This is a genomic window from Sphingobacterium sp. BIGb0116 (genome assembly GCF_024808035.1).
Classification (GTDB): domain Bacteria; phylum Bacteroidota; class Bacteroidia; order Sphingobacteriales; family Sphingobacteriaceae; genus Sphingobacterium; species Sphingobacterium paramultivorum.
The window spans coordinates 148,767-164,297 of sequence record NZ_JANUDT010000010.1 but is presented as its reverse complement, the minus strand read 5'-3'; the positions used below and the strand labels follow the sequence as shown (position 1 = coordinate 164,297).

At 42.1% G+C, this 15,531-nt stretch carries 13 protein-coding genes; 10 read left to right on the top strand and 3 right to left on the bottom strand.

The window, feature by feature from the left end:
• Positions 1-227: 227 nt before the first annotated feature.
• Positions 228-905: a tRNA (guanosine(37)-N1)-methyltransferase TrmD gene (gene trmD / locus M2419_RS22205; protein WP_088160046.1), complete on the bottom strand. Its 678-nt coding sequence runs from the start codon at positions 903-905 to the stop codon at positions 228-230.
• Between the two features lie 77 nt (positions 906-982).
• Here trmD and M2419_RS22200 point away from each other — a divergent pair, with 77 nt between their 5' ends.
• Positions 983-2,614, top strand: coding sequence for an ABC-F family ATP-binding cassette domain-containing protein (locus M2419_RS22200; protein WP_310442540.1), 1,632 nt, complete (start codon positions 983-985; stop codon positions 2,612-2,614).
• 123 nt (positions 2,615-2,737) lie between these two features.
• Here the strand turns inward: M2419_RS22200 and gndA are convergent, their stop codons facing one another.
• Together gndA and M2419_RS22190 are read right to left on the bottom strand one after the other, a co-directional pair.
• Complete coding sequence (gene gndA / locus M2419_RS22195; protein ID WP_153844900.1) at positions 2,738-4,153, bottom strand: NADP-dependent phosphogluconate dehydrogenase; 1,416 nt, start codon at positions 4,151-4,153, stop codon at positions 2,738-2,740.
• Positions 4,140-4,322, bottom strand: coding sequence for a hypothetical protein (locus M2419_RS22190; RefSeq protein WP_182330322.1), 183 nt, complete (start codon positions 4,320-4,322; stop codon positions 4,140-4,142). Before M2419_RS22190 ends, gndA begins: the two co-directional genes overlap by 14 nt.
• An 11-nt stretch (positions 4,323-4,333) precedes the next feature.
• Here M2419_RS22190 and M2419_RS22185 point away from each other — a divergent pair, with 11 nt between their 5' ends.
• The 9 genes from M2419_RS22185 to M2419_RS22145 all read left to right on the top strand — a co-directional run bounded on the left by M2419_RS22185 (position 4,334) and on the right by M2419_RS22145 (position 15,453).
• Complete coding sequence (locus M2419_RS22185) at positions 4,334-5,845, top strand: gluconokinase (protein WP_259255622.1); 1,512 nt, start codon at positions 4,334-4,336, stop codon at positions 5,843-5,845.
• Between the two features lie 16 nt (positions 5,846-5,861).
• Complete coding sequence (locus tag M2419_RS22180) at positions 5,862-7,184, top strand: gluconate:H+ symporter (protein ID WP_153844902.1); 1,323 nt, start codon at positions 5,862-5,864, stop codon at positions 7,182-7,184.
• A gap of 180 nt (positions 7,185-7,364) precedes the next feature.
• Positions 7,365-8,849: a YgcG family protein gene (locus M2419_RS22175; RefSeq protein WP_194932839.1), complete on the top strand. Its 1,485-nt coding sequence runs from the start codon at positions 7,365-7,367 to the stop codon at positions 8,847-8,849.
• Between the two features lie 162 nt (positions 8,850-9,011).
• The gene (locus M2419_RS22170; protein ID WP_075990835.1) at positions 9,012-9,614 is read left to right on the top strand and encodes a CDP-alcohol phosphatidyltransferase family protein; all 603 of its coding nucleotides are present in this window, start codon (positions 9,012-9,014) and stop codon (positions 9,612-9,614) included.
• Positions 9,607-10,437: a phosphatidate cytidylyltransferase gene (locus tag M2419_RS22165; RefSeq protein ID WP_159731419.1), complete on the top strand. Its 831-nt coding sequence runs from the start codon at positions 9,607-9,609 to the stop codon at positions 10,435-10,437. The genes M2419_RS22170 and M2419_RS22165 overlap by 8 nt, the downstream gene beginning before the upstream one ends.
• A gap of 50 nt (positions 10,438-10,487) precedes the next feature.
• Positions 10,488-11,516 (top strand): patatin-like phospholipase family protein, encoded by a 1,029-nt coding sequence (locus tag M2419_RS22160; RefSeq protein ID WP_159731417.1) that lies wholly within the window; start codon positions 10,488-10,490, stop codon positions 11,514-11,516.
• A complete protein-coding gene (locus tag M2419_RS22155) occupies positions 11,513-12,268 on the top strand; it encodes an SDR family oxidoreductase (protein ID WP_153844905.1) in 756 nt (251 codons plus the stop codon). The genes M2419_RS22160 and M2419_RS22155 overlap by 4 nt, the downstream gene beginning before the upstream one ends.
• Complete coding sequence (locus tag M2419_RS22150) at positions 12,250-13,686, top strand: phosphatase PAP2 family protein (protein ID WP_159731415.1); 1,437 nt, start codon at positions 12,250-12,252, stop codon at positions 13,684-13,686. The genes M2419_RS22155 and M2419_RS22150 overlap by 19 nt, the downstream gene beginning before the upstream one ends.
• A gap of 63 nt (positions 13,687-13,749) precedes the next feature.
• Positions 13,750-15,453, top strand: coding sequence for a bifunctional alpha/beta hydrolase/class I SAM-dependent methyltransferase (locus tag M2419_RS22145; RefSeq protein ID WP_159731413.1), 1,704 nt, complete (start codon positions 13,750-13,752; stop codon positions 15,451-15,453).
• Positions 15,454-15,531 lie beyond the last annotated feature (78 nt).

Below are 15,531 nucleotides of genomic sequence, written 5' to 3'. Positions count from 1 at the left end.
TGCATAAAAAAACCCCGATACTGGTCAGCATCGGGGTTGGAATTTCCATAAATGGTTTTGGTTGATTATGAAATATTATGACAATACCAATTAGTTCCCGATGCTTATTGCTTCAGGCCACCACCAATTTGTATTTGTATATCTTCGTGTCATTATTACACAAATTTATAAAAAAAAATAAATAAGCAAACTTTTTGTGATAAAAAAACAAAAATTCACCTTATTTCTTAATCATTTAATAAATCAGGACGTCTTTCTTGCGTTCTTTTTAACTGTTGTTCATCTTTCCATGCAGCGATTTTTGCCTCATGACCACTGAGGAGAATATCAGGTACTTTGTGGCCTTTCCAGTCTGCAGGGCGTGTATAGATAGGCGCGTCAAGTAATCCATCCTGAAAAGAATCTGAAAGCGCGGATGTTTCATCCGACAAAACTCCGGGAATCAGACGGATAACAGCATCTGTAACAATCGCAGCCGGAAGCTCTCCTCCGGACAATACATAATCACCGACCGAAATCTCCTTTGTTACGTAAATATCACGGATACGTTGATCTATTCCCTTGTAATGCCCACAGAGAATCATCATATTTCCTTTTGTAGATAATCCGTTCGCAATATCCTGATTGAATGTTTCCCCGTCGGGAGTCATGTAAATGATCTCATCGTATTCCCGTTCAGCTTGCAATTGCTCAATACACTTGGCAAAGGGTTCGATTTGAAGGACCATGCCCGATCCGCCTCCATAGGGATAATCATCGACACTTTTGTGTTTATTTGTTGAATAGTCTCTTAAATTGTGGACATAAATTTCAGCCAAGCCTTTATTCTTTGCTCGTTGTAAAATAGAGTGTGCAAATGGACTTTCCAAGAGGTCAGGTAAGACTGTAATAATATCAAAACGCATGTGGCAAAGATACACAAAAATGCACCATTTATAAGATTGATTCGCTTATCTTTGTGCCAAAATTAAGTGTATATACAGTGATTGACGTAAATAATATTTCTGTTTCCTTTGGGGGAACGACTCTTTTTTCAGATGTATCATTTTCCATTAATGAGAATGATAAGATCGCATTGATGGGTAAAAACGGTGCCGGCAAATCTACCTTACTAAAAATTATCGCTGGAGTGGGTAAACCTACTACAGGTAATGTTGCTGGTCCAAAAGATGCGATTATCGCCTATTTACCGCAGCATTTGCTAACGGAGGATAACGTGACCGTTTTTGAAGAAACATCAAAGGCTTTCGAAGAAGTCTATGGGATGCGTGATGAACTGGAGAACCTGAATGAGCAATTAAATATCCGCACAGACTATGAGTCTGACGATTATATGCAATTGATCGAACGTGTATCCGAATTAAGTGAAAAGTTCTATTCGATTGAGGAAGTTAACTATGATGCAGAGGTTGAAAAGGTATTGAAGGGGCTGGGTTTTGAGCGTTCGGATTTTACAAGACAGACTTCTGAGTTTTCCGGTGGCTGGCGGATGCGTATCGAATTAGCTAAAATATTATTGAAAAAGCCTGATTTGATTTTATTGGATGAGCCAACCAACCACATGGATATCGAGAGTATTCAATGGCTGGAAGATTTCTTGGTCAATTCGGCTAAAGCAGTTATTGTTATTTCGCACGATAGGACATTTGTGGACAATATCACCAATCGGACCATCGAAGTGACGATGGGACGCATTTATGACTATCGTGCCAAGTACAGTCATTACTTGGAGTTACGTCAGGAGCGTCGCCAGCATCAGCTAAAAGCGTACGAAGAGCAACAACGCTTTATTGCGGACAATCAGGAGTTTATCGATCGTTTCAGAGGTACCTATTCTAAAACATTGCAGGTGCAATCGCGTGTAAAGATGTTGGAGAAATTGGAAATCATTGAGATCGACGAGGTAGATACTTCCGCACTGCGTCTTAAATTTCCACCATCCCCGCGCTCGGGTCAATATCCTGTTATCGTTGAGGATCTAACGAAGGTTTATGATGAACACGTTGTTTTTCAAAAAGCAAATATGGTCATCGAACGTGGTGAAAAGGTCGCTTTTGTCGGGAAGAACGGTGAGGGTAAATCGACCATGATTAAAGCAATTATGGGTGAGATCGATTTTGAGGGTACCTTGAAAGTCGGCCACAATGCAAAAATTGGGTACTTTGCACAAAATCAGGCCGCATTGCTTGATGGAGAGATGACCGTTTTTGATACCGTTGATCAAATCGCTGTAGGTGAAGTGCGTGTTAAAATGAAAGATCTTTTAGGAGCCTTTATGTTTAGTGGCGATGATACAACTAAAAAGGTGAAAGTGCTGTCCGGAGGAGAAAGAACACGTCTGGCGATGATAAAATTGTTGTTGGAACCGGTAAATGTATTAATTCTCGATGAGCCGACAAACCATTTGGACATGAAGACAAAGGACATTATCAAAGATGCTTTGAAAGATTTCGATGGTACGCTGATCCTTGTTTCGCACGACCGTGACTTCTTGGATGGTTTGGCTGAGAAAGTCTTTGAATTCGGAAATAAACGCGTACGCGAACATTTTGAGGATATTAAAGGTTTCTTGGAATACAAGAAGATGAGTAGCTTGAAGGATATTGAACGTTAGCATCTAAATAGACGTAGTATAAACCCCGATAGGGGGCTCAGTTATAAAAAGCGGCTTTTTTATATAAAAGCCGCTTTTTTGCGTTTTTAATTAAGATTAATCGAATCTTCAAGCTTTTTTTCCTTAATCCCAAAGTGTGTGAAAGATACCTTCCCGATCAATACGTTCATAGGTATGTGCACCAAAATAGTCTCGTTGTGCTTGTATAATATTTGTAGGTAATTTTTCCGATCGATAGGCATCAAAATAAGAGAGTGCGTTTACGTATCCGGATACGGGTATCCCATTTGCGATAGCATCTTTCAATACCTCGCGAAGGCTGGCCTGTGTACTCAGCAACTTTTGTGCAATGGTGCTATCGAGTAGGATATTGCGCAAGTCCGGATTAGCCGCATAGGCTTTTCTAAAATCCTCGAGCAAAGCCGCGCGAATAATGCAGCCGCCTCGCCAGACTTTGGTTACCACCTGTAAATCTAACTCATAGCTATAGCTTTCCGATGCAACAGTAAGCTGTGCCAAACCTTGCGCATAGGTCGTGATGATCACAAAGTACAATGCATTTTTTAAGCGAGAAATGAGTGTTGCTGCGGGGAGATCAACCGCTTGTCCATCCCATTGAAGTAATTTTGCTGCCTCCAAACGTTCGGGTTTGTATTTGGACATATCGCGCATATTGACCGCTGCATCAATCACCGGGACTGGCACCTGTAGATCCATCGCATTTTGCGAAGTCCATTTACCCGTTCCTTTTGATCTTGCCCAATCTGAAATCAGGTCCACCAAATACTGGTCACCTTCTTTTTTCTTCAGAATCTGAGCGGTAATCTCAAGCAAGAACGAGTTTAGTTCGCCCTTGTTCCATTCTTCGAAGGTCTGCTGTATAGTTTGGGTGTCAAAACCATATAATCTTTTCATCAGGTCATAGGTCTCTGCAATTAACTGCATGATACCATATTCGATACCGTTATGCACCATCTTTACATAATTTCCGGCCGACCCGTTGCCTAAAAATTCCACACAGGGCTCGCCGATTACCTTGGCCGAAACCGCCTCAAATATTGGTCTTAGTCTTTCGTATGCCTTTCTGTCGCCACCGGGCATCAAGCTTGGCCCGCGACGAGCGCCACTTTCTCCTCCCGATATGCCCATTCCGAAGAAATGTATACCCAAAACGGAAAGCTCATTAAACCTTCTGTCTGTATCCGCGAAGTACGTGTTTCCGCCGTCGATGATTATATCTCCTTTATTCAAAAGCGGAACAAGACTGGCAATTGCCATATCTACCGGCTTTCCGGCCGGCACCAATAGCATAATTGCTCTGGGTTGTTGCAAAGCCCCGATAAACTCTTCTACTTGGGTCGTCACTTTGATGCGATGTCCTTCGCTTGCTTCAGCTTCCAATGACTCCGCTTTCTGTGGATCCAGGTCTAGTCCTGCTACTGCGAAACCGTTGTCGGCGATGTTCAGCAATAAATTACGTCCCATTACGCCGAGTCCAACTATTCCAAAATCGTAGTTATTCTTTTTATCTATACTCATCGTTTAATACCGTTTTTCTAAGTTGAAATTTACCATTTTTGTTGATACTATGAAAGACAATTATCAGCAGATCGGTATGCGGCGCTTTTCTCGCTCCAATTAGTTTGCTGGTATTGAGCCTTTTGTTGTAAACCAACAGATAATCCGTATATTGAGCTCTCCTAAACATCAATTTTATTTATGATCATTGGATTAGACATTGGGACATCATCTGCGAAAGCTGTTGCATTTGACTACGAAGGTAACATCTTATCCCAGCATAGTGTACCTTATCCTATATTAAACCCGTCGGAAGGCTGGTACGAGCAAGATCCGGAGATTGTTTATGCTGCATGTATTGAGGCTGTTCGGTATGTAATGATTAGCTTAAGGCAATCTCGTACTGAGCTACCGAAACCCGTATGTATTTCGGTGAGCAGTGCTATGCACGGACTGATCGCTGTTGACTCGGCGGGGCAGCCACTTAGCAATTGCATTATATGGGCAGATCGCAGAAGCGAGAATATTGCGGTTGCCTTGGAGGCAAGTGAGGTGGGCAGGCTGCTTTATCAGCAGACGGGTACACCAATACATCCCATGTCTTTGCTTTGCAAATTAATGTGGATAAAGTCCAACGATCAAAAATTATTTGCTCAGTCGCACAAGTTTATCGGTATCAAAGAATTTCTTTTTTACCGGCTCTTTGGAGTTTACATAGTCGATCATTCCATCGCATCTGCAACAGGGCTTTTCGACATACATCACCTAACATGGTCTGATCAGGCGTTAAGCTTGGCGGGTATATCGGAAGAGCAACTAGCATCTCCAGTTCCGGTCGATTATATTTTAAATATGCCTAGCCGAGAAATTGCGGCCTTGATGCACATCCCTGAAGATACCCCTTTTGTTATAGGTGGTAGCGATGGTTGTTTGGCTAATCTCGGGGTAGGGGCTATAAGTCCTGGAGTGGCTTCGGTAACAGTCGGTACCAGTGGGGCTATTCGCGTAGCAAGTTCGCAGGCAAATCAAGAAAAAAAACAAAGACTATTTACATATCTACTTAGACCAAATGAATATATAATTGGTGGTGCGGTTAACAATGGCGGTGTATTACGCAACTGGTTTCGAGACAACTTTTTGTGCGAATTTACCCAAATGGAAGCAGATGGAGATCCTTCTGCGTCGTTAAATGCTTTGGTCGACTCCGTCGTTCCCGGGGCGGAGGGCTTGATATTCTTGCCCTATCTAACTGGTGAACGGGCACCACATTGGAATTCCAATGCAAAAGGTGTTTATTTTGGAATACAGTTGCATCATGGCAGGGCGCACTTTGCACGTGCCATGATGGAAGGGATGTTGTTTGCAATTTACAGTGTAGGAATCGCATTAGAGGAGAACACCGGTCCCATTCATACGATCTTTGCAAGCGGCGGCTTAGCGCGTTCATCGTTGTTGGTGCAGATGCTTGCAGACATTTTCAATAAACCTGTATTTACCAAAAATACAGTAGAAAGCTCTGCATGGGGAGCAGCATTGATAGGCTTGGAAGCATTAGGTATACAGGGAGGTGAGCCTACTATAAAAAACAAACAAACGGAAGGAAAGCAAGATACCGAGCACTGTTATAAACCGAGTGCGGAGAATCACGCTGTATATATTAAAAACTTCCAGAAATTTGAACACCTGTACCATATATTGGAAGGTGATTTTTAACTAGATATAAATTATTATGCCTCTAATCATCGTTATTTTGGGAGTAGCTTTACTACTTCTTTTAGTCACTGTCGTCAGGTTAAACACGATCTTTTCATTACTGATAACCTCCGTTGCGGTTGGTTTTGCGATGAATATGAGTGCCGTCGATATCCTTAAATCTGTTGAAACTGGAGTGAGTACCACTATGGGCCAGTTGGCACTATTGTTGGCTTTCGGGGCTCTACTGGGGAAATTGATGGCGGAGGGTGGTGCTGCAGAAAAGATTACAAAGGTACTAACGGCTGTATTTGGCAAAAAGAACTTACCTTGGGCAATGGTTCTCACGGGCTTTTTAGTAGGAATTCCCTTATTTTACAATGTCGGTTTTATTGTCTTAGTACCATTCGTTTTCATGGTATGTGCTTCCAATAAAATGCCCTTGCTTTACGTCGCCATTCCGTTGCTGGCAGCGCTGTCCGTGACACACGGTTATTTGCCTCCACATCCGGGAGCTACGGCCATAGCGCTTACCTACAAAGCGGATATAGGTTTAACAATGGCGTATGGCATTATTGTGGCAATTCCTGCCATAATTATCGGTGGACCGCTCTTTGGCAGGATGCTTAAGCGTATTCCGACCAACCCGCCCACTGAGTTTTTTCCTGAACACAATCAAGCAGATCGAAAAGAGCTTCCCGGATTTGCAATTAGTATATTTACGGGGCTTTTTCCAATAATTTTAATTGCTTTTGGTTCATTTTCCCATCTAATATTTTCAGAAAGCTCCTCTTGGCTGAAGGCACTACGTTTCTTGGGTGACCCGGTGGTGGCTTTAATGATTGCATCGCTAATGGCGATGTACACAATGGGTATCCGCCAAGGCAAAAGTTTGCGGGAGCAGTCAGCAAGTGTGGAAGAAGCAATCCGCGGGATAATGATGATCCTTTTTATCATTGCAGCATCAGGCGCTTTCAAGCAAATTTTGGTAGATAGTGGTGTAGCGAATTACATCGCTGACCTAACCGCAGACCTGAGCTTGTCGCCTCTTGTGCTTGCATGGTTAATAGCCGGTATCATTCGCCTAGTTATCGGTTCGGCTAGTGTTGCTGGGCTCACGGCAGCGGGCATTATGCTTCCCATTGTGCGGGCAGGAGAGGTTACTCCTGAATTAATGGTGCTAGCGACGGGAGCGGGTAGTCTCATGTTCTCACACGTCAACGATCCGGGGTTTTGGATGTTTAAATCTTATTTTGGAGTGAGCATGAAGGATACGTTTCGCTCATGGACGGTGATGGAAACGCTCGTTTCTGTTATTGGATTGATCGGTGTCTTGATTTTACACTGGCTTGGTCATTGACAGCGAATGGGAAAGTTTCATATTGCTAGGATACATTAATAGGACAGAGCGTCTTAAACGAATATTGAATTATATAGGCCCATAATCGGTTGATTATGGGCTTTTTTTTGATGAAAACCTTTGTTTGATTTTTTTTTCTTAATATCGTGACAATGAGCCAAATTTTGTTGTTCTAAAACTATGCAGAGATTACATCGTTTTTATATTTTTTTATTGATTTGGGTAGGAAGCTGCCTCCCCGGGCTGTCAGCTTTCGGGCAATTTATCGCCTATACCGTCGACAATTTGCCAAGCCCGAAATTACAGGGACAGGATTATTTTGTCTCCAATCCGGATGGAATCCTATCCTCGAGTACAGTGGCCGAATTAGATGGCTTATCGACGCAGATTGAGGCTGCTACAAAAGGTGAATTTGCCATCGTTGTTGTGAATGATTATGTTGGCGACAGTGATTTCGAATTTGCCTTAAAATTATTCAATACCTGGGGTATCGGTAAGAAGGAAAGTAACAATGGGCTTTTGTTGTTTATTGCTAAAGACCGACATGAATACCGTTTTATTACAGGGTATGGTATGGAAAGTATTTTGCCCGATGCCTATTTAAAACGTATTGGCGAAAAATATCTCGTACCCAATTTTAGGAATGAAGATTACGACCGCGGTGTTAAGGAGGCCGCAGAATTTATTAAGACAATACTTACCTCACCGGATAGTAAGGCCGAGCTGGAACGCTTGATGCCAGAGGCAACGCCGGTCTGGAGCTTTAAAAGTCCTATTCTGCGAAATTCACTGTTGGTTTTAGGTTTATTTGCGATCTGTTATATCTGGTTGGGCGAGGTGACGCGAGCGATCAAAGGAAAGTTGACCAAAAAAAGTAAATATTTTCCGCCTTTAGTCAGTGGATGCGGCTGTATGGGGATATTAATGTTTATCTCGGTGTTTATCTGTGCATTTGCCCTCAATAATTTTGAGAAGGTCTATCAGTGGAAAAATCTACCTTATTTTATAGTTGTTTTTGGTAGTATTACCCTGGCCATGAAATACAATGCAAGCCGCACGCAAATTGTTAATTCCTATCAGGATGAGGAAAATATTCAAAAGGCCCTACGTAAATTTCGCGTCTGGGGTTTGGTTCCGCTATTACTGAGTCCATTGGCACTATTTGATCTCATTGGATTAAATAAACGCATTCGGAAGAATCAACTTCGATTGGTTCCTCCAGATCAATCTGGTCGCTGGTTGCGCATGAATAAGGATGATGTATCTACCCGTGAAAGTGCGTACCTGGATAAGGGGCAGCTTTTGGAGGAAAAAATTGGTAGCCGTTCGTACGAAATCTGGATAGATCAGGAGACCAATGAAACAAAGCTGGTTCCCTGGGACGAGAATGTTGGGTTCAGTGAATGTCCTGCATGTCATTATCGAACTTTTGAGACTGGACGTACCAAGACGATACGTGCAGCAACTTATAGTTCGCAGGGATTGGAGGAACGCTTTGACTTATGTAAGAATTGTGGACATCGGGTATCTCATGGTGAACACTCGACTCCAGTTAAAGTGCGTTCAACATCGAGTAGCTCTGGTGGAGGATCTAGTAGTAGTGGTGGCGGTGGAAGCTTTGGTGGCGGATCTTCTGGCGGGGGTGGTGCCGGTGGACGATGGTAATCCATAATTTAGGGCAAAAAAAAGGTTTCCAAACGGGGAGAATGAAAACCTTAAATAACCAATTATAAACCTAAATTATGATGACACAAATATAGTGTATATATTACACTATGCAAATTTTTTTTTAAAAAAAATGAAAAAATAAATTACAGCTAGCGCGAGATGATTTCTGTTTATAAATTAAAACCAAAATTTCAGCAGTTGCTGATGCCGATCTTGAACTTTTTGCATCGAAAAAAGGTAACGGCAAACCAGATTACGATCGGATCTATTGTATTGTCTTTGATCATTGCTTTACTGTTTTGGTATGCTGATCGCTTCCCGATTTTCTTTTTGGCCCTGCCAATCGGATTGTTATTACGAATGGCTTTGAATGCCTTAGATGGCATGATGGCACGACTTTTTAATCAGACTAGCAAGACGGGCGAAGTCTTGAACGAAGTCGGAGATATTGTTTCGGATGTCGTGCTATTTTTTCCTTTGTTGAAGTTTCATCCGGAAAGCATATATCTGATCGTCGCTTTTATCGTATTAAGTGTTGTGAATGAGTTTTGTGGATTGATCGGGAAGGTGATTGCCAATGATCGTCGTTACGATGGACCGATGGGTAAAAGTGATCGTGCTTTGCTGTTGGGGGTATATGGAATTTTAGCATTATTGCATATTTCAATGGTTACTGTTTCAGGTTATATTTTTGGTGTTTTGTGCTTACTCTTACTTTTGAGTTCGGTAACTCGATTGAGAAAGGCTTTGGCACATGGCTGATGCCAACGGCAAATTCGCAGATGTTCCTGTTCGTGTTAGAAGCTGGGGATATATTGTCTTGGTACTGGCGGTTGCCTTCGTTCCTGCAACACTATCACCCTTGTTTGTCGCCTGGATAACCTTTCAGGGGATGCGCGAGTTTGCTCGTATGTTTATCCCTGAATGTAAGACGCATCCATTGGTGTTTCTTTGCATGGCATTGTTGCAAGCGTTGCTCCTATACTTTTGTTCCTATCGAGCATATCTATTGTTGGCTAGCTTCTTGTGTTTGGGGACTGCCTTGTTTTTCAAGTATGGTTTAAAGGTTAAGAAGAGAGCTGTATTCGGGCTGTTTTTGGGCGCGGTAGCTTGTTTGCTTGCATTTAGTCATTTAGCTTTTATCCGATCCATTAAAATGGATGGCAACGCGTTCCTAGGACTAAAATTAATCGGATATATTGTTGTGCTAACGGAACTGAATGATGTCTTTCAATACCTGATGGGTAAGTTTTTTGGCAAACGTAAAATCGTTCCGCGTATTAGTCCAAATAAGACAATTGCGGGATGTGTGGGCGGTATCAGCTTAACAATTATACTGAGTAATTTATTGGGCTATTTCTTACTGCCATTTCAGAATTTTCTATACTTTTCGTTGTTCGGTTTGTTTTTCGGTATTTTGGGATTCTGGGGAGATGTCCTTTTTTCCTATCTGAAAAGAAAGACAGGAGTGAAAGATACTGGGACATTAATTCCTGGGCATGGTGGATTATTGGATCGTATCGATAGTCTGATCTTCAATGCGCCACTGTTTTATGTTTTGATTATCCTGTTGTTGGGGAATTAATAGAATTTGATGAATGTGGTAGTGAGAAGGCTAACTAAAATTTCAATCTGATGGCTTATCAACGTGCAGTTTTATTTTCGGGGGGCGGAACTCGGTTCAGTCTATATCTTGGTATGTATGCTGCGTTAGATGAGCTGGGCTTAAAACCAGATCTCCTTATCGCAAGCTGTGGTGGTTCAATGGCAGTGGCTGTTATACAGGCCTTTGATACACATGAAGCTCGCAAGTCCTATCTGCAATCAGACGAGTTTTATCAGTTTTTCCTGCATCATCGGCTTACAGAACAGCGTCGTTTGGGGAGGCTGGGCGTGTATGTTTTGAAAAAACAGTTTAACAGAAAACGGGCGCCCTTTATTGAGGATGTTTTTAATCGCTATCTTGTCCATATGGAACAGGATCTTTCCTCACTATTGCCTACATTGGATAGACCATTCTCAGCAGAAACTCCAGCACTTGTGGTTGGCGCTAGAGTGCTGTTCAGTCCGTCTGAAGTTGGGCAGCGGCGTGGGGATCGGAAACTCTATCAAAAGATGTTGATGGGAACTCAGGATGTATTGGCAAACGTGCCGGTTGAGACAATAGGAATTTTGGATGATAATTACAAGCATAGTGCAGTGGCTAAAGCTGTTCATTTGAGCGCTGAGTTTTCTATGCTACAGGCGGCCCGTATTTCGATGTCCGATATGTTTTATATTGAACCTGTATGCTCCAATAAAACCTATTATACGGGTGGAGCAATTGATCTTGTTCCAATGGAGCTAGCAAAGGCGCTTGCTCAAAACATCATATGTGAGCGAAAACAACCTTATAAACCACAAGAAGAAGCGTTGGTTCGGGCGGTATTGGGCTTTAGCGGAAATAAACGATTAACAGATTTGGAACAGCAGTTTCCGTATGCACATTGGATTGATACACAGGATGCCGCGGAACAATTAGCTGGGAAATACTGTAAAAAAGGAATTGATTGGTCTAAATTTGAAGTTACGCTGTCTTTCCCGATTGATCAACAAGAATTTGCTGAAGCGATGGAAGCGCAATGGAACTATGGCTATGAGGTGACATTAAATTCATTGAAATGAAAGTATTTATTGCCGGTGGTACAAGTGGAATAGGCCTTGCTTTGGCCAAGCGTTATCTTGAGCAAGGAGCGGAGGTAGCGGTATGTGGGCGTGATTTGACGAAAATGTCGGCATATTCCTGGGGACATAGCATCAGAAGTTTTGAAGTCGATGTATATCAATTGAGCAGCCTGCAAAATGCGGTCAGTTCATTTTGTGCACATATGCCTTTAGATCTCTTTATCAATTGTACAGGGAGTTACGCGGATGACGTTGCTCAACAAATAAGCTATCAGGAGGCGGTGGCTATGCTCCAGGTCAATATGATGGGCACTTTAAATTGTTTTGAAGCGGCAAGAACTGCTATGCAAAGTCAGTCGGAAGGACAAATTGCAATCGTTGCATCAGTTTCGGGAACGCTTCATTTTCCCAATTCAAGCCTATATAGTAAGACAAAGCGTGCTGCAATCCAAGTGGCTGACGCGTATCGTAGGGCACTCCATCCGTATGGAATTGCGGTTACTGTTATTGCTCCGGGCTATGTTGATACGGATAAACTGAGAGCGCTCAATAAGCAAGATTTGTCTAAAAAGCCATTCTTAATCCCTGTAGACGATGCAGCAGAGCGTATAATGACAGCTATCGAACAGAAGAAGAAGCAAGTCGTTTTTCCGAAGCGTATGAAGTGGTTGATGGCATCTCTGGGACTACTTCCAAATATTGTGTTGAATAAAATTATGTCAAGGAAGGCCAAATGGATGAAAAACGACTGAAAAATAGGGGGCTGCAATTTGCTGTTTTCCTTTATTGTGCGCTATTTTTCCAGTTGACTTATTCTGCTGCTGCGGTCCATGCTGCAAATCAGGCTACTGTATCTTCGTTTGTGTTTCCTTTTGAACACTTTATGCCGTTCGTTTCTTGGATGATTATCCCCTACATGAGTAGCGGTTTGTTCTTCGCTTTGGTTCCTTTCTGTTGTCGAAGTCGAGAAGAGCTTTGGGTCTATACGAAGCGTTTCAGTTTCATTACAATCGTCTCTATTTGTTGTTTTTTTATTTTTCCCTTGCGATTTTCTTTTGATAGGCCTAGCGTTGAGCATCCTGTTTTTAAATTCTTCTTCACCTTTTTGAATAAGCATGACTCTCCATTTAATCAAGCACCTTCGCTGCATGTGGCGTATGCATGTCTGTTTTGGTCTGTGCTCGGTAGGCCGCTAAAAGGCTGGACACGCTGGGTAGTGGGGATTTGGCTGCTATTCATGGGGATTGCTACACTCACCGTTTATCAGCACCATCTGGTGGATGTGTTGACAGCGTTGATTCTGGCTCATGTTGGATTTGTCCTATTCCCATCTCCATCGGAATTGCTTCATGACAGCGCTTTATCGAGGCTAAAGGCGGGGGATTTGCCCTTTTTGGCCGGTACCGAAAAGATGAAATTAGACGAAAAGGGGAAATTAGACTTGGAGGCCGAGGTTTGTCGTAGAAACCATGGAATTGGCAACGTTTACTACGCTATCGGCTGGTGTTTACTGTTACTGGCATTATGGGGTGGGACTCATGCATTTGGATTATATCTTTTGTGTTGGCCATCCTTAGTCTGTATTGCGGTAGGAAGAAATTATGTTATCAATAATCCAAAGTTTCTGAAAAATGAAAAAGGTTGGATACCCTGCTTTAAGAAATTGTTTTATAGCCCATACCAATGGATTTATTGGTTGTTGTGGCGATTCGTAAGACGTCGTAATAATCCGCCATTGCTTGAGATTTTACCACGTTGTTATGTAGGCCCGAGGACGACAACCGGAGAGCTCCGTGTGCTTGGTCTGAATAAGCATCTGGTTGTTTTTGACCTGGCTGCAGAATTGGAAGAAATAGCGATCCTACATGTACAGGAAAACTATCATTCATTTCCATTGTTGGATATAGCGGCAATTACGCTGGCTGATGCCGAAAGGATATTGGCTGCGCTTGTCATCAGTTATCAGCAATTGAAGCGAGGTGAAAATATGATTATACATTGTACAATGGGCTACAACAGGAGTATGATTTTTGCTGTTCTATTGTCACAAAAAATATTATCTTTAGATTTAATGGATGCTATAGATTTGGTTAAATCTCATAATAAGCATCTTGTATTGCATAGACATACACTTAAGTTGATGGAGGTGCTGGTCGAGAGAAATAGCTAGACAGTCATTTGCATGATCTTTGTTGTTAACTATACTATTTGATATTAGTCAATAAAATTATACATGAAATCAGGTTACTTCAAGAGTTTTGATCAAGGGGAGTTATTATATCGCGTTTGGAATTATCAGGCCGGACAGCGGACATTGATCGTACTGCACCGTGGGCATGAGCATTCGGAACGTCTGCAGGAGATGGCTACGGATCCACAGTTTGCCGATCATTCAATCTTTGCATTTGATTTGCGCGGACATGGCTATACGAAAGAACCAGTTTCAGCGATCTTTATGGATTATGTACGGGATCTAGATAGTTTCGTTCATTATATAGGCCGAGAATATTTGGTTGATTCGAAAGACATTTTCGTTATCGCCAATAGTATTGCAGGAGTTATTGTCAGTGCCTGGGTACATGATTTTGCTCCTAAAGTCGCTGGTATTGCATTGTTGGCACCTGCATTTGAAATTAAATTATATGTGCCCTTGGCAAATCAGATGATTGCTTTGGGAACAAAGCTAAAAAAAGATCTGATTATCCAGAGTTATGTCAAATCTAAAGTGTTGACTCACGATATCGATCAGCAGAAGGCTTACGATGCCGATCCTTTGATATCCAAATCTATCAATGGCGCTTTGTTGGTTGATCTATTAAAAGCTGGCGAGCGTATCGTTGAAGACGCTGCGGCGATTGATATTCCTGTGATTGTCCTTTCTGCTGAAAAAGATTATGTGGTCAAAAATTCGGTACAGAAAAAATTCTTTGTGACAATTGCTTCAAAGTTGAAGACCTTTATTACATTACGTAATTTCTACCATGGGATTCTATTTGAAACAAACCGGCAGAAAGTTTACCAGTATCTGCGAAACTTTATCGACAAGGCCTATGCCCGACAAAGTCCTGAGTTGACGCTTGAACCCGATGAGTTTTCGGTGAAAGAGTATGAACAATTATACCATAAGTTACTTCCTGCGGGTGAAAAATTGAATTATGCGGTCCAAAAATGGGCATTGGGTAAAATAGGTTCCTTAAGTAAAGGAATGAATTTAGGCCTGCAGTTTGGATTTGATTCTGGGATATCGCTGGACTACGTCTATCGCAATGAATCGCAGGGTAAAAATCGCTTTGGGCGTATCCTCGACCGTGGTTATCTGGAGGCCATCGGCTGGAAAGGAATTCGCATTCGAAAACAACACTTGTTACAGTTGCTGGAAGAGCATATAACGAAAGTTAAAGCTGCTGGAAAAACCGTTAAAATATTGGACATTGCGGGTGGGACCGGAAATTACTTATTTGATATTAAAGAAAAATATCCCGAAGCCGAAATCGTGATTAATGAATTCCTGTTGTCAAATATTGCGGTAGGAGAGAAGATTATCCGTAGAAACGGATTGCAGGGAATACGATTTACCAACTACGATTGTTTTGATACAGCTACCTATTCCAAACTGGAATTTGAGCCTAACATTGTTATTATCTCAGGTATTTTTGAACTTTTTGGTGACAATGAAATGGCAAGTAGGGCTTTAAAAGGTGCAACTTCGATTTGTGAAGAAAGCAGTCATTTGGTTTATACTGGACAGCCATGGCATCCACAGTTAAAGATGATTGCTTACGTGTTAAACAGTCATCAGAAAAAAGACTGGGTGATGCGCCGTCGTTCGCAGAAAGAATTAGACCGTCTGATGGCCTACAATGGAGTCGTTAAGGAACGTATGCTAATCGACGACTTTGGCATATTTACAGTCTCTTCGGGCCTGGTAAATAAGTAGTCCGCAATCGCTATTTCTAGAAAAGCACTGTTGTGCGTCTATTTAGGATAGTTTTTTCCAGCTGACTCATCTTTTGTC

Bases quoted from the DNA above. Each gene is read 5' to 3' on its own strand.
- M2419_RS22150 (WP_159731415.1), top strand. From the start codon at position 12,250: ATGGATGAAAAACGACTGAAAAATAGGGGGCTGCAATTTGCTGTTTTC.
- M2419_RS22185 (WP_259255622.1), top strand. From the start codon at position 4,334: ATGATCATTGGATTAGACATTGGGACATCATCTGCGAAAGCTGTTGCA.
- M2419_RS22145 (WP_159731413.1), top strand. From the start codon at position 13,750: ATGAAATCAGGTTACTTCAAGAGTTTTGATCAAGGGGAGTTATTATAT.
- M2419_RS22160 (WP_159731417.1), top strand. From the start codon at position 10,488: ATGGCTTATCAACGTGCAGTTTTATTTTCGGGGGGCGGAACTCGGTTC.
- trmD (WP_088160046.1), bottom strand. From the start codon at position 905: ATGCGTTTTGATATTATTACAGTCTTACCTGACCTCTTGGAAAGTCCA.
- M2419_RS22155 (WP_153844905.1), top strand. From the start codon at position 11,513: ATGAAAGTATTTATTGCCGGTGGTACAAGTGGAATAGGCCTTGCTTTG.
- M2419_RS22190 (WP_182330322.1), bottom strand. From the start codon at position 4,322: ATGTTTAGGAGAGCTCAATATACGGATTATCTGTTGGTTTACAACAAA.
- gndA (WP_153844900.1), bottom strand. From the start codon at position 4,153: ATGAGTATAGATAAAAAGAATAACTACGATTTTGGAATAGTTGGACTC.
- M2419_RS22175 (WP_194932839.1), top strand. From the start codon at position 7,365: ATGCAGAGATTACATCGTTTTTATATTTTTTTATTGATTTGGGTAGGA.
- M2419_RS22180 (WP_153844902.1), top strand. From the start codon at position 5,862: ATGCCTCTAATCATCGTTATTTTGGGAGTAGCTTTACTACTTCTTTTA.
- M2419_RS22165 (WP_159731419.1), top strand. From the start codon at position 9,607: ATGGCTGATGCCAACGGCAAATTCGCAGATGTTCCTGTTCGTGTTAGA.
- M2419_RS22170 (WP_075990835.1), top strand. From the start codon at position 9,012: ATGATTTCTGTTTATAAATTAAAACCAAAATTTCAGCAGTTGCTGATG.